The 20,895-nt window shown below is 29.2% G+C and carries 18 protein-coding genes; 6 read left to right on the top strand and 12 right to left on the bottom strand.

Annotated features, from left to right (window positions below):
• Window positions 1-27: 27 nt before the first annotated feature.
• Both EAH69_RS11500 and EAH69_RS11505 read right to left on the bottom strand, forming a co-directional pair.
• Window positions 28-1,143, bottom strand: coding sequence for a tetratricopeptide repeat protein (locus EAH69_RS11500; RefSeq protein ID WP_121935355.1), 1,116 nt, complete (start codon window positions 1,141-1,143; stop codon window positions 28-30).
• Window positions 1,130-2,683, bottom strand: coding sequence for a helix-turn-helix domain-containing protein (locus EAH69_RS11505; protein WP_230466798.1), 1,554 nt, complete (start codon window positions 2,681-2,683; stop codon window positions 1,130-1,132). The genes EAH69_RS11500 and EAH69_RS11505 overlap by 14 nt, the downstream gene beginning before the upstream one ends.
• A 278-nt stretch (window positions 2,684-2,961) precedes the next feature.
• Between EAH69_RS11505 and EAH69_RS11510 the strand changes: the two genes are divergently transcribed.
• The gene (locus EAH69_RS11510) at window positions 2,962-4,206 is read left to right on the top strand and encodes a T9SS type A sorting domain-containing protein (RefSeq protein WP_121935357.1); all 1,245 of its coding nucleotides are present in this window, start codon (window positions 2,962-2,964) and stop codon (window positions 4,204-4,206) included.
• 44 nt (window positions 4,207-4,250) lie between these two features.
• Here EAH69_RS11510 and EAH69_RS11515 read toward each other — a convergent pair whose 3' ends face one another.
• Both EAH69_RS11515 and EAH69_RS11520 read right to left on the bottom strand, forming a co-directional pair.
• Entirely contained in the window at window positions 4,251-4,934 is a 684-nt protein-coding gene (locus EAH69_RS11515) for a response regulator transcription factor (RefSeq protein WP_121935358.1), read from the bottom strand.
• Window positions 4,924-6,189: a sensor histidine kinase gene (locus tag EAH69_RS11520; protein ID WP_121935359.1), complete on the bottom strand. Its 1,266-nt coding sequence runs from the start codon at window positions 6,187-6,189 to the stop codon at window positions 4,924-4,926. The genes EAH69_RS11515 and EAH69_RS11520 overlap by 11 nt, the downstream gene beginning before the upstream one ends.
• A gap of 20 nt (window positions 6,190-6,209) precedes the next feature.
• On the opposite strand from EAH69_RS11520, the gene EAH69_RS11525 reads away from it, so the two are divergent.
• Window positions 6,210-6,905, top strand: coding sequence for an outer membrane beta-barrel protein (locus EAH69_RS11525; protein ID WP_121935360.1), 696 nt, complete (start codon window positions 6,210-6,212; stop codon window positions 6,903-6,905).
• A 55-nt stretch (window positions 6,906-6,960) separates the two neighbouring features.
• On the opposite strand, the gene EAH69_RS11530 is transcribed toward EAH69_RS11525, so the two are convergent.
• Genes EAH69_RS11530 through EAH69_RS11545 form a run of 4 tightly spaced genes read right to left on the bottom strand, consistent with a single transcriptional unit; the run spans window position 6,961 to window position 11,554 of the window.
• Complete coding sequence (locus EAH69_RS11530; protein ID WP_121935361.1) at window positions 6,961-7,716, bottom strand: SDR family NAD(P)-dependent oxidoreductase; 756 nt, start codon at window positions 7,714-7,716, stop codon at window positions 6,961-6,963.
• 55 nt (window positions 7,717-7,771) lie between these two features.
• Window positions 7,772-10,582, bottom strand: a complete 2,811-nt coding sequence (locus tag EAH69_RS11535; RefSeq protein ID WP_121935362.1) for a hypothetical protein — start codon at window positions 10,580-10,582, stop codon at window positions 7,772-7,774.
• A gap of 60 nt (window positions 10,583-10,642) precedes the next feature.
• A complete protein-coding gene (locus tag EAH69_RS11540) occupies window positions 10,643-11,272 on the bottom strand; it encodes a carbonic anhydrase (RefSeq protein ID WP_121935363.1) in 630 nt (209 codons plus the stop codon).
• 3 nt (window positions 11,273-11,275) lie between these two features.
• Window positions 11,276-11,554 carry a GNAT family N-acetyltransferase gene (locus EAH69_RS11545; RefSeq protein ID WP_121935364.1) on the bottom strand — a complete coding sequence of 93 codons (279 nt, stop codon included), beginning with the start codon at window positions 11,552-11,554 and terminating at the stop codon, window positions 11,276-11,278.
• A gap of 265 nt (window positions 11,555-11,819) precedes the next feature.
• Between EAH69_RS11545 and dnaN the strand changes: the two genes are divergently transcribed.
• Genes dnaN through EAH69_RS11560 form a run of 3 tightly spaced genes read left to right on the top strand, consistent with a single transcriptional unit; the run spans window position 11,820 to window position 15,832 of the window.
• Window positions 11,820-12,938, top strand: a complete 1,119-nt coding sequence (gene dnaN, locus EAH69_RS11550) for a DNA polymerase III subunit beta (protein WP_121935365.1) — start codon at window positions 11,820-11,822, stop codon at window positions 12,936-12,938.
• A gap of 33 nt (window positions 12,939-12,971) precedes the next feature.
• Window positions 12,972-15,386: a phenylalanine--tRNA ligase subunit beta gene (gene pheT, locus EAH69_RS11555; RefSeq protein ID WP_121935366.1), complete on the top strand. Its 2,415-nt coding sequence runs from the start codon at window positions 12,972-12,974 to the stop codon at window positions 15,384-15,386.
• 11 nt (window positions 15,387-15,397) lie between these two features.
• A complete protein-coding gene (locus EAH69_RS11560) occupies window positions 15,398-15,832 on the top strand; it encodes an META domain-containing protein (RefSeq protein WP_121935367.1) in 435 nt (144 codons plus the stop codon).
• A gap of 56 nt (window positions 15,833-15,888) precedes the next feature.
• Here the strand turns inward: EAH69_RS11560 and EAH69_RS11565 are convergent, their stop codons facing one another.
• From EAH69_RS11565 to EAH69_RS11580, 4 genes are all read right to left on the bottom strand, one after another.
• Complete coding sequence (locus EAH69_RS11565; protein ID WP_121935368.1) at window positions 15,889-17,166, bottom strand: cation:proton antiporter; 1,278 nt, start codon at window positions 17,164-17,166, stop codon at window positions 15,889-15,891.
• Between the two features lie 114 nt (window positions 17,167-17,280).
• Window positions 17,281-18,123, bottom strand: coding sequence for an OmpA/MotB family protein (locus EAH69_RS11570; protein WP_121935369.1), 843 nt, complete (start codon window positions 18,121-18,123; stop codon window positions 17,281-17,283).
• 226 nt (window positions 18,124-18,349) lie between these two features.
• Window positions 18,350-18,805 carry a peptidoglycan-binding protein LysM gene (lysM, locus tag EAH69_RS11575; protein WP_121935370.1) on the bottom strand — a complete coding sequence of 152 codons (456 nt, stop codon included), beginning with the start codon at window positions 18,803-18,805 and terminating at the stop codon, window positions 18,350-18,352.
• Between the two features lie 72 nt (window positions 18,806-18,877).
• A complete protein-coding gene (locus EAH69_RS11580; RefSeq protein ID WP_121935371.1) occupies window positions 18,878-19,711 on the bottom strand; it encodes a hypothetical protein in 834 nt (277 codons plus the stop codon).
• A gap of 121 nt (window positions 19,712-19,832) precedes the next feature.
• Between EAH69_RS11580 and EAH69_RS11585 the strand changes: the two genes are divergently transcribed.
• Window positions 19,833-20,870, top strand: a complete 1,038-nt coding sequence (locus EAH69_RS11585; RefSeq protein WP_121935372.1) for an asparaginase — start codon at window positions 19,833-19,835, stop codon at window positions 20,868-20,870.
• The last annotated feature ends 25 nt before the right edge of the window (window positions 20,871-20,895 follow it).

Below are 20,895 nucleotides of genomic sequence, written 5' to 3' on the forward strand. Positions count from 1 at the left end.
ACGATTTGGCTATTTTATTAAAAAAAATTAGTTTAAAATTTCCTTAATTTTTTGTTGAATTGCAATAGTTTTTCTTCTTTTATTATAGATAAAAAATCCTAAAATTCCACTAATTAAAATTGCTGAAATTATAAAAATCATATTCATTCGATTATGAGTTTCTTTTAATTTACGAGTTTCTTCTAAATTAGATTCAAACTGATAATCAATTGATTTACTTATAGACTGCAACTCATTCTGATTACGCTCAAAAGTAATTTTCTGAAATTTTTGATTATAGATTTTATAATTTTCAAATTCATTTAAAGCCAAATAATTTTTTGATTTTTCTTCATAAATTCCTTCATTCAACACTAAATCACCAATTTCTGTAGACAATACTTCTGCTTCATCTAAAAGTTCTAAAGCTTTTTTATAATTACGTTCAGAAAAATATACTTCTGCCATTCCTTTATTCGCGAATGCTAATAAACTTTTTGCATTGCCAACTTTCGCAAATTCAGAAGATTTTTCAAATGCTTTTTTTGCATTATCTAATTCATTTAAATTAATATAAGAATAACCAATATTGTAATAAACTACACTTTGATTTGGACTTGCTTTATGTGTTAATCTATTAAAATACTCTATAGATTCTTTGAATTTCGCAAGAGCTAATTCAGGATTTGATTGACTTTTATAAATAATCCCACGTACAGCGTAAATCCTACCAAGTATAGAATATTTAGCGTTATTATTTTCAACTTGTGGCGCTAAAAGTTCTGCTTCATTTAACGTTTCTAAACTCTTATTGTATAATTGCATTTGTTGATATTGAATCGCAATCTGAAGTAAAACATTTGTTTTATTTTTATCATTGGTTACAGAATTCAATAATCCTTTTGCTTTTAAAATTACATTTAATGAAGTTTCGTAATCTCGTTTCGCCAAATAAGCTGTTGATAATAAAATGTAAAAATTTATTTTCTCATCAATAGAAACATTTTGTTTTAGCACCTCATTTGATAACTGTATACTGTAATCTGGATTTTTATACAGATTTTTTTCAGCCAAAACATAAATAGAATCCAACTTATCTGCTCCAAAAACAAAACAAAAACATGAAAATGTTATCAATAAAAAATATTTTTCAAACCTCTTCATTTCTCATCTGATTAAGTTGTTGAATATATACATTTGGAGACATTCCTGTAATGGATTTAAAAACTGTTGTAAAGGAGCTGTGTGACGAAAAACCTGAAACTTCGGCCAAATAACTCACTTTATAATTCAAAAATTCTGGATTTTCTTTCATTAAATATGCGATATAATTCACCCTTAATTCATTAATATAAGAATTGAAATTTTTGCCTTTGTATTTGTTAATTACTTCAGACAAATATTTTGTATTTGTCTCAAACTGTCCAGCTAAAACAGCCAAAGACATTTCTTTACTTAAGAATCGATTCGATTTTTCAAAATCTTTTAACTTCTCTAAAATCTCATCTTCAGTTTCTTTTCCAATTATTAAATTTCGTTTCGTTTCTTTAATTTGAATTTCATCAACAATTTCTTCTAATTTATCTTGTTGATAACTATTAATAGCTTGATCTAATTTTTTATTTTGCTTCTCAAAAAAAACAAATTGTTTCTTTGCTTCAATACTCCTTTTATTCTCTGATATTAAATAAAATAATAAACCTACAACAAGTATACAAGACGCAATACCTATATAAAATGATTTAGATTTTTCTGAGTCTGCTAAATATGAAAAAGAATTACTTTCATGAGCTTCAGTTAATTTTAATAAATATCTAATTCCTTCTTTTTGATTTGATTCTAATTCAACTTTTGATTCTGAAAATAATGTATTATTCTCTTTATATTTTTCTTTATTATTTATTGCTAAATAATTTTTGGCTAAACTTGAATAAATCACATTTTTCATTCCTAAATACTCATAATTATCAATTCTATTTAATGCTTTTTCATTTACATCTATAGCTAATTGATAATTATTTTCTAAAAAATAAACATATGCCAATCGATGACTAGCTAAAGCAAAAAGAAAATTATAATCCGGATTAGACTCTAAATCCTTTAATATATTTAACAACTGAGCTTTTGATTCATCTAAATGCCCTATTTGTCTAAAAACAGATGCTCTAAAAATTGAATTTTCTATTAATAGAATTTTATTCTCCTTTGAAGAAATTTTTAAACTCTCATCACTTTTATTAAAAAACTCTAAAGCTTTTGTATAATCTTTTAAAACTAAATAGTTAAGTGCCTGAAGTTGATATAATTTTGCAAACGTGATCAAATAATTCGCATTATCTTTTAATGATGGACGTTCTTCTTTAAGCAATTGATCTATTAACTTCTGAGATTGATTGTATAATTGTAGATTTTGATACTGCTCTGCCAATACATAGTCTGAATAAAATTTAGCAAAATCAGAAGGTGTGTTATACGAATCTAATGTCTCTACATCTAAAGAAACACGAATTGACTGAATATACTCACCCTTCATTGCATAAGCCTGTGAAATAACATTTTGAAGTAAATTTCTACGCTCTATACTCTGTTGATTTAAAATAATACCCTGAGTAAAGACAATACATTCTTCAGGATTTTGATATAGCTTTTCTATGCTTTTATCAAGCAAAGTGTAGAAATCGTCATTTTTTTCTGCTTTCAACACATTAGACAAGTGTAAAAAACATATTAAAATAACGAAAATCAGTCTTTTAGACATAATTCATCAAGTGTTAAATTGAATTTAAATTCTTAAATCAAAAAACTTAATCCATTAATAATTAATGAATTAAAATTTTAGACTTTCGAATTTCACGAATTAAAAAAAACTATTATTTCATTCAAAATATTTAAATCATTAAAATTGATAAAAATTAATAATTAACACAGTTATGAAGAAATTATACTTTTTTACCTAGCTTATTATTAGGTGCTTCATTATTCATGAGTCAAAGTGCTAACGCACAATTACATTTATTAGGAATTGGAATTCAAGGTTCTGATGTAAACAATAGTGGTTTAGTTGGAGCTACTGCGAACAATGTTTCTAGTTATTTTTGGACAGCTGAATCTGGATTAACTCAAATCAACACATTAGGAGTAAATTATTTAGCAGGTCGTACGTTAGTTTCTGAAAATAACGACAAAGTTATTGTTTACGCTACTAATCCTGAAACTGAAACAAATACAGTCGCTGAATATACAATTAGTACAGGAGAATTAGTTTATTTACCAGATTTCTCTGGAAATATGGATGCAAGTTCTGCTTCTCCATGGGGAATTAGTAACGATGGTAACCATATTGTAGGTTTAGGATATTTTCCGAACGCTGATGCACACGCTATTAAATGGGATGGTGCAAGAAATGTTACAGATATGGGTACTACTACTGAAGATAGAGCCAGTAGAGCAAATGCTGTGAATGATGATGGTACTGTAATTGTTGGTTGGCAAGATGCTGATAGTGGTGCAAGACAAGCTGCTCGTTGGGTAAATGGTGAACAAACAATTTTAACGGATAACAATGGAAATGTTTTAGGTGAAGCTGGTGCAGTTTCTGCAGATGGTAACACTGTTATTGGTTTAATGGGATTATATCCATACATCTGGACACCTACATCTTATACAGAAATTACTCACCCACAATCTGGAACTTTCTTCAGAGGTGGTGCAACAAGTCTTACAGCAGATGGTAACACTGTTATTGGATACTTCAGAGGATGGCCAGGTGCACCTCATTTCGGTGAAGGATTTATCTGGGATGCTGAAAACGGTAGAAGAAATTTAAATGAATATGCTGAAAGTTTAGGAATTGATACGCAAGGTTACATTTTAGCTTTACCTCTTGCAATTTCTCCTGACGGAACTAAAATTACTGGTACAGCAAAAGCGCTAGACGGTGGACAAATGGGATTCTATTTAGATTTATCAGCTTATTTAAATACTTCAAATATTGCTGAATCTAAAAACAAAGTATCTATCTACCCTAATCCTGTAATTGATGTATTAAATATTAGTGGTTTAAAAACTGAAGCAAAAGTTGAAATCACAAACATCTTAGGACAAAAAGTTAAAACTGAAGAAGTAAAAAATAACAAAATTAATGTTCAGAACTTAACTAAAGGAACTTATGTTATTTCTGTAACAGAAAATGGAACAACAACTAACCATAAATTTATCAAAAAGTAATTTTTCGATAATTCAAATGAAAAAAGCTCGGTTAAAACCGAGCTTTAATATTTTATTGGCAAATTAATTCTATAACCTACACCACGTACAGATTCAAACTTAATCGATTGATCATCTTGAAAATATTTTCTTAATCTTGTCATAAAAACATCCAAACTACGTCCAAAAAAATAATCATTTTCTCCCCAAATCGATTCCAAAATATCTTTTCTTGGAATTAATCTTTGGTTGTTTTGAATAAAAAAATTCAACAAATCTGCTTCTTTTTCGGTTAATTGAATCAATTGATTTTGATATAATAAACTCAAATTTAGTTTATCATATTCGTAATCACCTATTTGAATAATATCCTTTTGGATTGAAGCTGATCTTTTTAAAATATTTTTAATTCTCAAGACCAATTCTTCTGGATCACAAGGTTTTGTAATATAATCTTCAGCGCCAAGTTTTAAACCTAAAACACGATCAAAACCTTGCGCTTTCGCTGTTAAAAAAAGAAATGGAATCTGAACTTTTTGACTAACTATTTTAGAAAGTGAAAAACCATCTATTTCAGGCATCATCACATCAAAAATAATTAATTGATATTGATTCATCTTCTCTATTTTCTTTAATAAATCATTTGGATGATTGAACCAATTCACTTCAAAATCAGAAAATTCAAGATATTGTTTTAAAACTTGACCTAAATCCAAATCATCTTCAACTAAAATAATTTTATTTTTCATTTGGAATCGATATTTCAAATTTTACACCTTTCGATTTTTGATTAACAACCAAAATATTGCCATTATATTTTTCAATACATTTTTTTACCAAATACAAACCTAGTCCTACTCCACTTATTTTTTGGTTAATCTCACGGTTTACGCGATAATATTTACGAAATATATTTTCCAAATCTTCGGTAGGAATTCCTATTCCGTTATCTGTTACGGTAATTTTTATGGATTGACTAAAATTCAAATCAACCTTAATACTACTTGCGCCATATTTTGCTGCGTTTTCTATTAAATTATTTAGAATCAATTCAAAATCATTTTTTGTAAGATAATTGTTAGCATCAAAATTAATAGAAGACAAAAGTTGAACGGTAGAATATTGGTTTTTCAATTCTACTAAATAATCATCTATATGTTTTTTTTGAACCAAATATTCTTTTGAATTTTGTTCTTGAAAAATAGCCTGTACACTTTTTTCTAAACGATTAATTTGACGTAAAACAATGGATTTCGTTTCTGATTTATCAATTTGTTGAGCTGCAAATTTTAGAGTTGTGATTGGCGTATTTAATTCATGTGCGATAGAATCTATTGTCAAATATAATTGTTTATTAACAGTCTCTTGTCTATGAACATTCTTTAGTGTTTGAATATATAAATAAATGAGAAAGAAAAGAATAATTAGACTGACAACAATTAATGGAATAATCTTCTTAAACACTAAAAAACGAACATTTTTTAATTCAAAATCAACAGAAGATTTTATACGGTATTTATGTTCTTCTTTATTGTTAATTCCTAAATCTGTATCAGTTTCATTACTCAAATCATTCGTCGCCCAAATACCTTCATTTATCGTTTTAGGCTCTACTATTTTAGCACTCGATTGATAGATTAAAAGTGGTTTATCCCCTAAGATTTCTTTCGAATTTATTTCATCATAAATAGAATTAACCTTCTTTTCTAAAGCTATTTCATACCCATAATCAGAAGAAGCTTTTAACAACAATGCATCTAATTTTTCCGATAACTTTTTGAATCGTAGATTTACTTCGGATTTAATTACATTTAATTCACCAAACTGTTCATTATTAATATGAGACATTTTCTTAAAATTCTTAATCAAATCCTCTTCACTTTCATCTTCTAGATTATCCATTTCTGTCAAAATTGTTGTAGCAATTTTAACTGCATCACTTTTTAATTCTTTTTCTTCTAATTGAAACGAATTAAAAATATAATACCCTTGCAAACCAATCAATACAAAAACAATGATCGCATATAAAACAGCATAATTTTCAGGGAGACGCCAATGCTATTTCGACAATCATTCATAATTTAAATCTGACTTACACGTATAAAAACTCGAATTTTGAAGCTTATTATCGTTACGAAAAAAATCCAGCAATGGAAATTTCCATTCAAAACAACGAAACTTTCGAAACGGTTTATCACTTCACAAATATCAAAAATGGTGAAGCGGTTGGAATAAATTTATCGAAACAAATTGATCTTAAAAATTGGTGGAAAGTGAATATTTTTGCGATGTCTGAATATAATTCGAATTATTATATAGGTGCCGATCAGCAACAATATAAAAATGAAATTTTATTTTATAACCTCAACTTAAACACACAAATTGATTTGAATTCGGATAAAACATTTAGTGTTTCGGCAGGATATGTTTACAATTCTAAAATGATTCAGGCATCTTTTGATATCAGTTCTTCACAAAATATGTATGTAATCATTAATCGAAAATTTTGGGATAAACGATTGGATATTGGTTTAGTTTTTAATGATATTTTTAAAACTGACCGCAATACAATTAGCACCAATTATGCAGACCAGAATCAATATTTTAAAGATTACCAAGACACACAATATTTCATGCTGAATGTAAAATATAATTTTGGCAATCAGAAAGTTAAAGAAGCAAAAAAAGTTCAACAAACTGAAGAGCAAAATAGGATATAAATCAGAAAGCCTCTATTTTAGAGGCTTTCTGATTTATATCCTATTTTAAAAAAATCTATTTTTTATAAATCGTCGCTCCTCCAGCTTGTGCCTTCGGAAAAATAGTAACATCTGCAATCTGCACATGTTTTGGCGCATTTAAAGCATAGGCAATAGTATCAGCAATATCTTCTGCAACTAAGGGCTCAAAACCTGCATATACATTATCAGATTTATCTTGATCTCCCTTAAATCTAACCAAAGAAAATTCAGTTTCAACCGCTCCAGGTGCAACGTTCATCACTTTTACACCATAAGGCAATAAATCATAACGCATTCCTTTACTCAAAGATTCAACTGCAGCTTTTGAAGCACAATAAGTTGCTCCGTTTGGATACACTTCTTTTCCTGCAATTGAAGAAATGTTTACAATATGTCCATTTTCTGATTGTTTTATCAACGGAATTACTGCTTTAGAAACATAGATTAAACCTTTTACATTGATATCAATCATCGCTTCTAAATCTTCTAATTCAGCCGAATCAAATGTTGCTAAACCATGAGCGTTTCCTGCGTTATTTATTAAAACGTCAATTGACTTCCATTCTTCTGGTAAATTTTCAATTGCATTAAAAACTGAAGCCTTATCGCGAACATCAAAATTTAATGTAAAAACATCAGTTTCATTAGCAAGAACGTCCTTCAATTCGTCTAACCTATTTTGTCTTCTACCACATAAAATTAAACGAAAATCTTTTGCTATTTTTTTGGCAGTTGCCATTCCAATCCCTGATGACGCACCAGTAATCAAGGCTGTTCTTTTTATATTCATTATGTAATAAGAATTGTTTGCTTTTAAGCAACTAAGTTACGAGCAAAATTTATGATTAAAAAATTAACAAAGTCTGTTTTAAACCGTCAAGTAAACAAGCTAAAAAGAAATTAAAAAACGATTTTTCTTGATCGCGCTCTACCTCCTTTATTTCAGTTTGTTTCTCCTCTTCTTTTTTATTATCTTTAATCACGACATTAGCAATTTTGGAAAGAAATTTACGTTCCGTCCCATCGTCTTTAAGTAAATTAACTTTTAAATTATTGTACCTAATATCAAATTCTCCTTTTGCTTTTTTATCATTTCCTAAGATATCAAAATTAACCTCATCAAATTTCCCTTCTGCCGAAACCTTTAAATAAGGCTTTAAAAATGGATCCATGTCTTTTAATGAAAGATTTTTTATGTAGCCTTTAATTTTAAAATCTTCATTCTTGTTCATTGGATTAAAAGTCCAATTTGCATACATATTTCCACCCATAAAATTAGATTTCCAATCTAAAGTTAAATCAGGTAATGTTTTCATTTTGTAGCCAGAATTAATGTTTTTGCCCACCGCATTAATATTAGAAAAAGTTAATTTTCCACTCCCAATACTATTTGGTCCTTCTTCAGCATACTCTAATTTAGAATTTATTATATCTAATTGTTTAACAGCTAAACCAAATTTCATTTTTCTTAATTTTTCAGAAAACATCGTTTTTCGCGATGTATCATCAGGCGGAATTTTGCTTCTAAAAATATTAGCGTTAAGTCCATTTAATGAAAATCTATTAGCGTTAAGATTAAAATCTTTCTGAGCATCAATATTCCACTTCACTCCTTTTCCGGTAATTTGATTGATAGAAAACGAATATAAATCTTGTTCTTTTTTTAATTTCGACACAAAAGCACTACGAGAAATTTTAGGATTTAACTTTAAATTTTTAACTAATAAATCTCCATTACTAAATTTTAGCAAATTGGTATTTAATCGATAAGTTTCATTCATATCAAAATCTAATCCTTGCGATTGTAATAATACTTTATCGTATAAAAACGGAATTGAATTTTTAATTGTCGATGGATCTACTTTAATATTACTAAAACCTAAATCAAAAGTTTTTAATGTAAAATTCGGATTTGTTTTACCGTACGGAATCATTTTTAAAGTTCCGTTTTGCACAGATGTATTCTTTATTTTAATGATGTCATTAAATGAATTTGGAGTAACTGCATCTCGCTGAGCTACACGTTCTGGTTGACCAAATATTGTAAATTGTGGATTTCTTACGATTAAATGATTTGCAACCAATTCCTTTGAATAATAATTTTTTAAACCAAGAAGTGTAATGTTCACATTGTTAAAATCAAACTTTTCGTTGGCTATAAATCGAGATTTTTTAATTTGAATTGTATCCACAATCAAATCAAAATCAATTAAAAATTTCTTGGTAGCATTTTCAGCTTTTTTAGCTATCGTTTTTTCATTTTTTTGATTGATGATTCTAACATTTACATCATCCAATTTAATTGCATTCGTTTTAAAATAAAATTGTGATTGATTAAATCCCCATTCATTATTCGTCATTCGTAAAATCGGAGCTTCGATATCTAATAATGTATTGGACGAAGTTCTATTATGAACAAATTGTTGATTAGATATCAATGGTTTCATTTTGAAATCTTGTAAAACCAAATTTTTCGTTGTAAAATCTAATTTAGATGCACATAGGTATTGTACTTCATTCAACTCATAATACATTGAATCAAGTTTAATTTTAAAGGTTTTATAATCTATCGGAATTTCTGAAGTTCTTGTGATCGAATTCAATCGAATTCCATCAATATTACAAATTACATTATTGATATAAAAACGAGGCCTAGATGCGTCAGGATACCACATTTTAATACTTCCATTTTCAATCTCAAAACGTTTTACGTTGATTAATTCAGCTTCAGGTTGCTTTATATTTTTAGTCGGTTTTACTGTTTTATTCGCAGGTTTTGCCGAAATAATATTTATCGTTGGATTTGTAAATTTTATTAAATCAGATTTAAAGTAGAGTTTATCATGATTATCAAAACCCCAATCGGTATTGGTTAAAACTAATTTCGGAGATTCTATATCAAAAATATCTGCATCGGATCCATTAGGTGCATATTTTTTTCCATTTTTCTGAATCGGTTTTAATCTATAATCATTCAGAATTAATTCTTCATCGCTCCATTTTACATGACTTGAAACCATGTATTGATGATTATTCATTCTAAAAACCATTGTATCAACCTCAATATTAAAACTTGAAAATTGAAAAGGAATTTTCTTTTCGACAGTACGTTTATTGAATCTTATACCGTCAAAATCAATATTAATATTTTGTATGTTAGCTAACTTATCATTTCCTGTAGGAGAAAATAGATTAAAATTACCACCTTTAATCTCTAATGAATTAATATCTATACTTTGACCTACTTTTACTTGCGTTGTGTCTTTCTTAGCTTTGTTAGTAGGTTGATAATAATTTACATTTGGCTCTTTAATTTGAATTTTTAAAGCAGCGAGCTCTTTATTTTTAAAGAGTTTTATAAAATTTACACCAACTACATTTATCTCTTTTACCTTACCAGTAACTTCTATTGAGTCTTTAATTGTAGCTGAATCTTTGGGTGAAACTTCTACATCACTTAACGAAAGTGAACTTTTTAAAATAGAAAAATTAACATCTTTATAAACAAAATTATAAGGTGTATCATTTTTCTCTGCAATAATACCTGGAAGTCGTTGATGAATAAGAAAGGATATTAAATAACCTAAAACAAAAAGTATCGCAATGACTGATGCCAAAGCGATACCCAATATTTTTATCCATTTTTTTATTATCATATTAGGTTAAAGTTAATTAACTAAATACTAACAAATTTTAATCCAAATATTTAAATCGAATTACTCTGTGATGTCGTAAATTTCTTTAATGTCTTTCAAAATTTTATCAAAATCAAGTTTTAAATCAATAATTTGACCTGAAAACAAATCAAAAACCCATCCATGAACAACTAAACCACCGTTTAACATAGCTCTTTGTACAAAAGGATTTTTAACCGCATTTACGCATTGTTCTTGTACGTTTAATTCAACTAAACGATTATATCGCATACCTTCATTTTCAATCGCATTTAATTCATCCGCATGTAAACGATAAACATCACGAATATTGCGTAACCATGGATTCATGATTCCTAAATCTTTAGGTATCATTGCTGATTTTATACCTCCACAATTGTAGTGTCCACAAACAATAATATGCTTTACTTTTAAATGCTCTACAGCATAATCTAAAACAGAAGTAGTATTCATATCCAAACCAATTACCATATTGGCAATATTTCTGTGTACAAAAACTTCTCCTGGTTCGGCACCTAATAACTCTTCAGCTGTTACGCGACTGTCCGAACAACCGATATACAAAACTTCAGGATTTTGACCTGAAGATAACTCATCAAAATACGATGGATTCTGAGCTAAACGCTTATCAATCCATTCTTTATTATGCTCAAAAATTTTTTCTATATTCATAATCTAAACTACGTCTTGCACCTCTGGATGATTCCCAATATAAACACTAACATATGAACAAAATGGACGAATTTTAAGCTGATTTTCTCTTGCATAATCTACAGCTTTTAAAACCAATTTTTCAGCCAATCCTTGTCCTCTAAGATTTGGATTAACTCCTGTATGATTAATGATCATTTCTTTATCTCTCAATAAAAAAGTTAATTCACCTACTGCAAATTTTTGATCATCTATTAATTCAAAAACACCATTATTTCCGTTCAATTTTAATTCAATATTCATAGTTAAATTTTTATATGTTAGTAAAATATTCAATTATCTATCCAAAAGCATTAATTTAATTGTAAAATTTCATAACAAATTTAGCGCACGAAATTTTAAAAATGATGATGATTTTGAGTTAATTTTTCGAATAATTTACAATTTATTAAACCATTGATTAACAATATGTTTATAAATCGTTATATAAATAATGTATAACAAGCGATTTTATTCGTTCGATATTTCTTACATTTGTTAGATATATTTAGGAAAATATTCTTCTCTTATGAAATTTATTGTATCAAGCAACACGCTATTAAAAAATGTTAACTTAATTGGTGGTGTTATCAACTCGAATAACACATTACCTATCCTTGATAATTTTTTATTTGAATTAGACGGAAATCAATTAACAATTACTGGATCTGATTTAGAAACTACAATTTCAACAACTTTAGAAGTTGAATCAAACGACAGTGGAAAAATTGCAATTCCATCTAAAATCTTAACTGATACGTTAAAAACTTTCCCTGCACAGCCTTTAACTTTTATCCAAAAAGAAGGTCACACGTTAGAAATTGTGTCAGAACAAGGAAACTATCAGTTAGCATTTGAAGATGCTAATGAATATCCTCAAACTCCAGATATCGAAGATGCAAGCAATACAACAGTTGGTGCAAGCATTTTATCTGAAGCTATCGTAAAAACAATTTTTGCTACTGGAAACGACGAATTACGCCCAATTATGACAGGTGTATTCTTTCAAGCAGATAATGATATTTTCCGTTTTGTTGCAACTGATGCGCACCGTTTAGTGAAATACACACGTACAGGTTTAGAAAACGCTGGAACTTCTGAATACATTATGCCTAAAAAACCTTTAAACTTATTAAAGAATATTTTAGGAGGAAATAATGATGATGTAACAATCGAATACAACAAAACAAATACTCGTTTCTCTTTCCAAAACATCGTTTTAACTTGTCGTTTAATCGACGGAAAGTACCCAAATTATGAAGCGGTAATCCCAAAAGAAAATCCAAACGTATTAACAATTAACAGAAACTTATTCTTAACATCGTTAAAACGTGTGGCAATTTTCTCTAACAAAACAACAAATCAAGTTCGTTTAAAATTAATTGGAAACTCATTAACGATTTCAGCAGAAGACGTAGACTTCGCTAACAAAGCAGAAGAACGTTTACCTTGCGATTACAACGGTACAGATTTACAAATTGGTTTCAACTCTCGTTTTTTAATTGAGATGTTAAACAATTTACAATCAGACGAGATTACATTAGAAATGTCTGAACCTAATCGTGCCGGAATCATTAAACCAGTTGATGGTTTAGAAGATGGTGAAGAAATCTTAATGTTAGTTATGCCTGTAATGTTAAACGCATAATCAAACAGATAAAAATCTTTTTTTCAAATAACAATGAAAATTTCATATAATTGGCTTAAAACCTACATCGATACTGAAGTTTCTTTAGACGAAATTTCAGCGGTATTAACAAATATCGGACTTGAAGTTGAAGGTGTAGAAAAAGTAGGTGGAGCTAAAGAATACTTAGAAACAGTAGTGGTTGGTAAAGTGTTAGAAACTCAACCTCATCCAAATGCTGATAAATTAAAAGTTACTAAAATCGACTTAGGTGACGGACAAGCAACGCAAATCGTATGTGGTGCGCCAAACGTAGCTGCAGGACAAACTGTACCTGTTGCAACAATTGGGACTGTTTTCCCTGGTGATTTTAAAATTAAAAAATCTAAAATTCGTGGAGAAGAATCTTTCGGAATGATTTGCTCTGAAGTAGAGTTAGGAATCGGAGAAGATAATTCTGGAATTTTAGTATTGGACGATGCCTTAGTTGCAGGAACTCCATTAGCAACAGTTTTTGTTGAAGAAGAAGATCATTTAATTGAAATTGGTTTAACACCAAACCGTGCAGATGCTATGTCTCACTTCGGTGTTGCTCGTGATTTATATGCTGCTTTCAAAGCGCGTGAAATCAACGGATCTTTCACTTCTTACAATGTTGATACTTATCCAACAACAGATTTTGGAGCAAATCCAATCGCTATCGAAGTTGTAGACACAGAAGCTGCACCTCGTTACGCTGGGATTTACTTAAAAAATGTTACGGTTAAAGAATCGCCAGATTGGTTAAAATACAAATTACGTACTATTGGTTTATCGCCAATTAACAACGTAGTAGATATTACAAACTTTATTTTACACGATTTAGGGCAACCTTTACACGCATTTGATGCTGATAAAATCGAAGGAAATAAAGTTAAAGTTCAGAAATTAACTGAAGGAACTAAATTTACAACATTAGACGGAGTTGAGCGTACGTTAAAAGGTCACGAATTAATGATCTGCAACGAAAATGCGCCAATGTGTATGGCTGGTGTTTTTGGAGGACAAGATTCTGGAATTTCAGAAACTACTAAAAACGTATTCTTAGAATCAGCTTACTTCGAGCCTGTAACAATTCGTAAAGGAGCAAAAGCGCACGGTTTAAACACGGATGCTTCTTTCCGTTTCGAACGTGGAATTGATCCTACAATTACAGTTGATGCTTTAAAGAAAGCTGTAATGATGTTAGTAGAATTAGCAGATGCTGAAATCTCTTCTAACATTACAGATATTTACCCAACTACAATCGAAAACTTTAAATTCGATTTACGTTTAGCGAAAGTTAAAGAATTATTAGGTGTTGAAATTCCTGAAGCAACAATCAAAACGATTTTAGCAGCATTAGACATCAATATCTTAAACGAAACTGAAGGAACATTAGCAATTGAAGTTCCTGCTTACCGTGTAGACGTACAACGTGAGGTAGATATCATCGAAGATATTTTAAGAATATACGGATACGATAACATCGAGATTCCTTCTAAATTCTCATTCTCATACGTTCCTACAACTTCTATTGATCCTGAAAAAACAGAAGATTTTGTTGCAAGACAATTAACTGCTTCTGGTTTCAACGAAGCAATGAACAACTCTTTAACTAAAAAAGAATACGAAAATGTATTCTTCTATCCAGAAGGAGAAAGTGTTGAAATGTTAAACCCATTATCAGCAGATTTAGCTGTTATGCGTCGTACATTATTAAACGGATTATTAGAAAATGTTGCATTCAACGTAAATCGTCGTAATACAAACGTTAAATTATTCGAATTCGGAAAAATTTATCGTAAATTAAATGGTATTTACGAAGAAAAAAGATGTTTAGCAATTACATTATCTGGTAACTACACTTCTGAATCTTGGACAGGAAACTTACGTAAAGCTTCTTTTGCAGATTTAAAAGGTTTAGTACAACAATTATTTGTTCGTTTAAAAATCGAAATCACTGCTGAAAAAGCAGCTAATAACGATAATTACACAGATGGAATTGAAGTTTTCCACAACGAAGTTTCTTTAGGAACTGTTGGAATCATCAATAAAAAATTAGCGAAGAAAATTGGTGTTAGTCAAGAAGTATTTTACGCACAATTAGATTGGGATGCGATTCTTACTTTAGCTAATGAGCAAAAATTAACATACCAAGATATTGCTAAATTCCCATCGTCTCGTCGTGACTTAGCTTTATTATTAGATAATACAGTTAAATATGAAGAATTATATAATGCAGCTCGTACAGTTAAAACGAACTTATTAAAAGATATTAATTTATTCGACGTTTACGAAGGAGATAAATTACCTGCAGGTAAAAAATCATACGCGTTAAGCTTCATCATTCAGGATGAAAATAAAACATTAAGCGATCAAGAAATTGATGGAGTAATGAATAAATTAATCAAAGTTTACCAAACACAATTCAATGCTGAATTGAGATAAAATATAAGCTTATGAAATTAGTAAAAGTATTATCAGTTTTCGCTTTATCAGGTTTACTATTAACTGCTTGTTCTACATCAACAGGTGCATCAACAGGCTATAACGTATTATCTAAAAGTAAATCTTCATTAACAGATACACAATGGAATTTAGTTGAGGAAGACGAAATCGTAAAAGGTTTTAACGGAGATAATGTACATATAACAATTACTGAAGATGGTAAATTAAATGGTTATGCAGGATGTAATCAAATATTTTCCGAAGGTGTTTTAAATGGTTCTTCTATTAAATTTGATTTGATTGGAGGAACAAAGATACTTTGTCCATCTAATAAAACTGAAGAATCATTCACAAGTATTTTAAAATCTGTTGATCGTTACGAAATCAAAGGAAACGAATTATATTTTTACAAAGGAAATATGCTTTTATTAAAGTTTAAAAACTAAGAGAAGAATATATAAATAAAAAAGGCGAACCAATTGGTTCGCCTTTTTTATTTTATCTAATGTGAAGTTTCTGCTTCAGATTCTTCACCAGAATCATCTTTTAAAAGTTTATTTGCTACTTTTCCTACTGTTAACCCTTGTACAACAATTGAGAATAATACGACAATATATGTGATTTCTAATAATAAATCTTTCCATTCACCATTAGGCAAAGACATTACAAGTGCAATTGAAACACCTCCTCTAATCCCTCCCCAAACCATTACTGGTAGAGAACCTTTAGAATATGGATTTCTTCTTAACAATGTCTTGAAAGGAATTAAAATTGATAAGAAACGAGAGAATAACACAATAAAAATAGATGCTACACCTAATAAAATCTGATCTAATAAATCGTCAATTAATAATAATTCGAATCCAATGAATAAGAATAAAATAGCATTCATAATCTCATCGATTAACTCCCAAAATTTACCTAAGTAATCTTGTGTTTCTTTAGACATTGCAACCGATTTACCATAATTCCCGATAATTAGACCAGCAATTACCATAGCTAATGGAGAAGAAACATGCGTTTCTTTTGCAATTAAGAAACCTCCCATTACAATAGCTAATGTCATTAAAACAGAAACTTTATAGTCATCTATCTTCTTCATTAAATTAGATGCTGTTAATCCTAAGAATGCTCCTAAAGCAATTCCACCGACTGCTTCTAATAAAAATAATTTAGAAACTGAAACAAAATTAGCATCAAAGTTTGGATTCGTTGCAATTTGTAAAACAACTGCAAACATAACTACCGCAACCCCATCATTAAACAAAGATTCTCCTGTAATCTTAGTTTCAATTGATTTAGGGACTTTAGCTTGTTTTAAAATTCCTAAGACAACGATTGGATCTGTTGGTGAAATTAATGTACCAAATAACAAACAGTAGATGTAAGGAATGTTAATTCCGAAATAAGGTGCTAAGTAATACAAAATTCCAGAAACTATAAATGCAGATAATACAACACTAATAGTTGCATAGGTCATAATCGCCCATTTTTGATCTTTCAGATCACTAAACTTAACATGGAGCGCCCCAGCAAATAATAAAAAATTAAGCATTGCACCCATTAAGATTTCATTAAAATCTAAATCGGTAAATAATTCGTACAATTCCTTAGTTGCATCAGGAAAAAATTGATCTCCTAGTAAACGAATAACAACAGAAACTAACATAGCGATAATCATAATTCCGATTGTTCCCGGAAGTTTCAAAAACCGCAGATTAACGTAAGCAAAAATCGAGGCAAGCACAATCAAAGCAGAAAAAGAGTAATACAATTCCATTGGCTGAAAAATAATTGTTTAAAAATTTATGAAGCCTAAAGATACGAAAAAAGCCACTTTTCAGTGGCTTTTAACATTTATAAAGAAAAATAAAATTCTATTTTTATGAAATCATTAATCTTTTGGAGCTTGACCAATTAATTCCATAAATTGATCTAACTTAGGTAAGATAATAATTTGTGTACGACGGTTTTTTGAACGTCCATCTTCTGATGCGTTAGAAGTTAATGGGTTGTATTCACCACGTCCACCAGCTGTCATACGTTTTCCATCAACACCATATTGGTTTTGTAATGCTTGTACTACAGATGAAGCACGTAATGCAGATAAATCCCAGTTATTACGGATATTAGTTTTATTAATAGGCACATTATCTGTATTACCTTCAATTAATACATCGTAATCTCTGTAATCATTAATAATCTTTGCAATTTTACTTAAAGTCTCACCAGCTGCTGGAGAAATTTCGTAAGAACCAGATTTGTATAACATGTTATCTGATAACGAAATATAAACCACACCTTTTAATACTTGTACATCAACATCCTTAGTTTCTTCACGAGATAAAGAACGAGTTAAATTGTTCGTTAAAACCATGTTTAAACTATCAGACTTATTTTTAGTATTAACTAAATGCTTGATGTATTTATTTGATTCGTTAATTTCTTTTACTAATTCAGCAACATTTTTGTTACCACCTTCAATACAATTCGATAAAGCCTTTTGTAATTCACGTACTTGTGCACGTTCGCTAGAAACTGTGTTTTCGAATTGATTATTTGAGTTCTCGAAATTAGCTAATTTAGATTTAGCTACAGCTAATTCAGTTTGACATCCTTGGTTTTCAGAATAAACTGAATTAAAACGGTTTGATAACTCGTCATACTTTTTTTGACTCACACAACTAAACATAGTTGTCCCAGCGATTAACACTAGTGGGAAAATTGAAACTTTCATAAATATTCTAATATTTAATTAATACGAATTTATAACTTTATCACAATAAGTCTAATATATTCATTATGCAATGAATAATACATTAAAATTTTGTTGTGATACTAATTAGTAAAATTACTTCATATGTAGTTATAATATGATATTATTAAAGCTAATATATTACAAAAAGCTCTCCAAAACATGTTATTGAAGAGCTTTTTTATTAACAATTATATTTTTCTATAATCTATCCTTGCGGAATGTATAACACTTGTCCTGGATAAATTTTATCTGGATCAGACAACATTGGCTTATTTGCATCAAAAATAACAGGATATTTCATTGGATCTCCATAAACTTCTTTTGCAATTTTAGATAATGAATCTCCACTTTTTACAGTATACATAGTAACTGCAATATCTGGAATTTCAATTTTTAATGGTGTTTTTAAAGTTAATTGATCCTCTACTCCTTCTACTCCATCAACGTTACCAGCTGTTGCTAAAATTTTTTGTTTTTCATCAATATTTAAAGCTTGTCCAGAAACTACAATAGTATCTCCATTTGCTGAAAAAGAAACATTAGATAAATCAAAATTAAATTTTGCTACGTGTTCTTTCACTTTAGCTGCTTTTTCTTCTGGAGTATCTGCTCCTCCAAAAATTTTTTCTCCTGCGTTTTTAATAAAAGAGAATAATCCCATAGTTTTATTTTTTTGTAGTTAATATGTAATTAAAATATTGGTTACTATAAATATAGGATTTTTTTCTAATTATTAACGCTCTATAGATTCAAATTTTGATTTAAGATTATCAATTGCTGATCTTTGTGTTTGTAACTGCGATGTAACCACATCTATTTGGCCATCTAAAACGTTATTATATTCTTCAGCCATTGTTACTTTACCAGTTAAAACCTGAATTTTATCTTCCAAAGTTTTAAACTTATTCACTTCCTTCGTCTTCTTTTTCATCAAAACATCAATTTGTTTATCATCAGAAGCGCGCTCCAATTGATTTTCTATCAATTCTAACTTTTCACCAACTAAAGTTCTTTTATTCTCTAGTTTTAATAATTCGTTATTCGATTTTAAGTAAGATTTTATAGACGAACCTTTCTTTGTTTGTAATTCTACATTTTGTTTACTCAATCTAATCATAGATTCATTAGCAACTCTCAAATTATTACGTACACAAGCTCTTCTTGATTGATAAGATAAATCTCTTAATTTCTCGTAAATTTCATTATAATCTGGATTGTTTTCAGAAAAATACATTCCATTTTGATCTTGTAATGTATTAATCAAAGTTAACTTTGTTGGCGAATCTTCAACAATACTTAAAATAATTTTATAACTATCCTGAGAGTTTTTAAACTGAAGATTATTTGCTTCATTTTTCTTTAAAATATTAAACGATCCCGCTTTGTTTAATACCCAGTTTTGCCAAGTATTATGAACAGTTGTTTGCGAACAATTTTCTACCGAATAGGCATACGAATTCATTTGTCTTCCATTCATTTCATATTCCACGGCAAACAATCCTTCATTTTCTTGTGCAAAACTAACTCCTGAAAAAAATAGCGAAACTGCTAAAGCTAAATATCTCATTGTTTTAAATCTTGATGTATTAATCTTATTTCAAAAAACAATTTAATCAAATTTCATACAATGTTAATATTGTTGTACAGATTTTTTTTAATAATTACTTTTATACATATTTTCAGACTACATGCAAACAAAAATTTTATTAGTATATACTGGTGGAACTATCGGAATGGCAAAAGATTATGGAGACCAATCATTAAAACCATTCAATTTTGATAATTTGATAAAACAAATTCCTGAATTATCATTAATCGATTGTAAAATTGAATATCACAGTTTTGAAACACCGATTGATTCTTCTGATATGAAACCTGAATATTGGATTGAAATTGCTAATACTATTGAAGATAAATACAACGATTATGATGGATTTGTCGTTTTACATGGAACTGATACAATGGCTTATACAGCTTCTGCATTAAGTTTTATGGTTGAAAATTTAGAGAAGCCTATCATCTTTACTGGATCGCAATTACCAATTGGTGATTTACGAACTGATGCCAAAGAAAATTTAATTACATCCATTCAATTAGCTGCAATCAAAAAGAATGATAAACCTATTATTCAAGAAGTTTGCATCTACTTCGAGTATAAATTATTTAGAGCGAACAGAGCTACAAAAATCAATGCTGAAAACTTTGATGCTTTCGAGTCTCCAAATTATCCAATCGTTGGTGTTTCTGGTGTACATCTAGAAATCAAAGAAAATTTATTATTAGACAAAGAAATAACTGGTTCTTTATCATTCAATAAAAATCTTTGTGCTGATGTTGGCGTTTTAAAGATTTTTCCTGGTATGAATCGTTGTTTTATCGAAAGTGTTTTAAATGCTCCTTGTACAAAAGCTTTTATTATTGAAGCATTTGGGACTGGAAATATTTTTACCGATCAATGGTTTATCGATTTATTACAAGAAAAAGTAAATCAAGGAATTCATTTAATTATTAATACGCAATGTTCAGGCGGAATGGTAGAAATTGGTCGTTATGCAACAAGTGATGCGTTGTTAGAAATGGGTGCAATTTCTAGTTATGATTTAACGATGGAAGCTGCCATTACAAAAGCAATTTATCTACTTGGTCAAGATTTATCCAGAGATGAATTCCGCACACAATACGAATCAAATTTAAAAGGTGAACTAAGACATCACTTTTACAATTAAATAAAACAAAAAGGAGCTTATCATT

The organism is Faecalibacter macacae, assembly GCF_003687725.1.
Lineage (GTDB): Bacteria > Bacteroidota > Bacteroidia > Flavobacteriales > Weeksellaceae > Empedobacter > Empedobacter macacae.

Excerpts from the sequence above, each read along its gene's own strand:
- pheT (WP_121935366.1), top strand. The coding sequence starts at position 12,972 with ATGAAAATTTCATATAATTGGCTTAAAACCTACATCGATACTGAAGTT.
- lysM (WP_121935370.1), bottom strand. The coding sequence starts at position 18,805 with ATGGGATTATTCTCTTTTATTAAAAACGCAGGAGAAAAAATTTTTGGA.
- EAH69_RS11540 (WP_121935363.1), bottom strand. The coding sequence starts at position 11,272 with ATGAATATAGAAAAAATTTTTGAGCATAATAAAGAATGGATTGATAAG.
- EAH69_RS11585 (WP_121935372.1), top strand. The coding sequence starts at position 19,833 with ATGCAAACAAAAATTTTATTAGTATATACTGGTGGAACTATCGGAATG.
- EAH69_RS11510 (WP_121935357.1), top strand. The coding sequence starts at position 2,962 with ATGAGTCAAAGTGCTAACGCACAATTACATTTATTAGGAATTGGAATT.
- EAH69_RS11515 (WP_121935358.1), bottom strand. The coding sequence starts at position 4,934 with ATGAAAAATAAAATTATTTTAGTTGAAGATGATTTGGATTTAGGTCAA.
- EAH69_RS11570 (WP_121935369.1), bottom strand. The coding sequence starts at position 18,123 with ATGAAAGTTTCAATTTTCCCACTAGTGTTAATCGCTGGGACAACTATG.
- EAH69_RS11500 (WP_121935355.1), bottom strand. The coding sequence starts at position 1,143 with ATGAAGAGGTTTGAAAAATATTTTTTATTGATAACATTTTCATGTTTT.
- EAH69_RS11580 (WP_121935371.1), bottom strand. The coding sequence starts at position 19,711 with ATGAGATATTTAGCTTTAGCAGTTTCGCTATTTTTTTCAGGAGTTAGT.
- EAH69_RS11565 (WP_121935368.1), bottom strand. The coding sequence starts at position 17,166 with ATGGAATTGTATTACTCTTTTTCTGCTTTGATTGTGCTTGCCTCGATT.
- EAH69_RS11545 (WP_121935364.1), bottom strand. The coding sequence starts at position 11,554 with ATGAATATTGAATTAAAATTGAACGGAAATAATGGTGTTTTTGAATTA.
- dnaN (WP_121935365.1), top strand. The coding sequence starts at position 11,820 with ATGAAATTTATTGTATCAAGCAACACGCTATTAAAAAATGTTAACTTA.
- EAH69_RS11560 (WP_121935367.1), top strand. The coding sequence starts at position 15,398 with ATGAAATTAGTAAAAGTATTATCAGTTTTCGCTTTATCAGGTTTACTA.
- EAH69_RS11530 (WP_121935361.1), bottom strand. The coding sequence starts at position 7,716 with ATGAATATAAAAAGAACAGCCTTGATTACTGGTGCGTCATCAGGGATT.
- EAH69_RS11535 (WP_121935362.1), bottom strand. The coding sequence starts at position 10,582 with ATGATAATAAAAAAATGGATAAAAATATTGGGTATCGCTTTGGCATCA.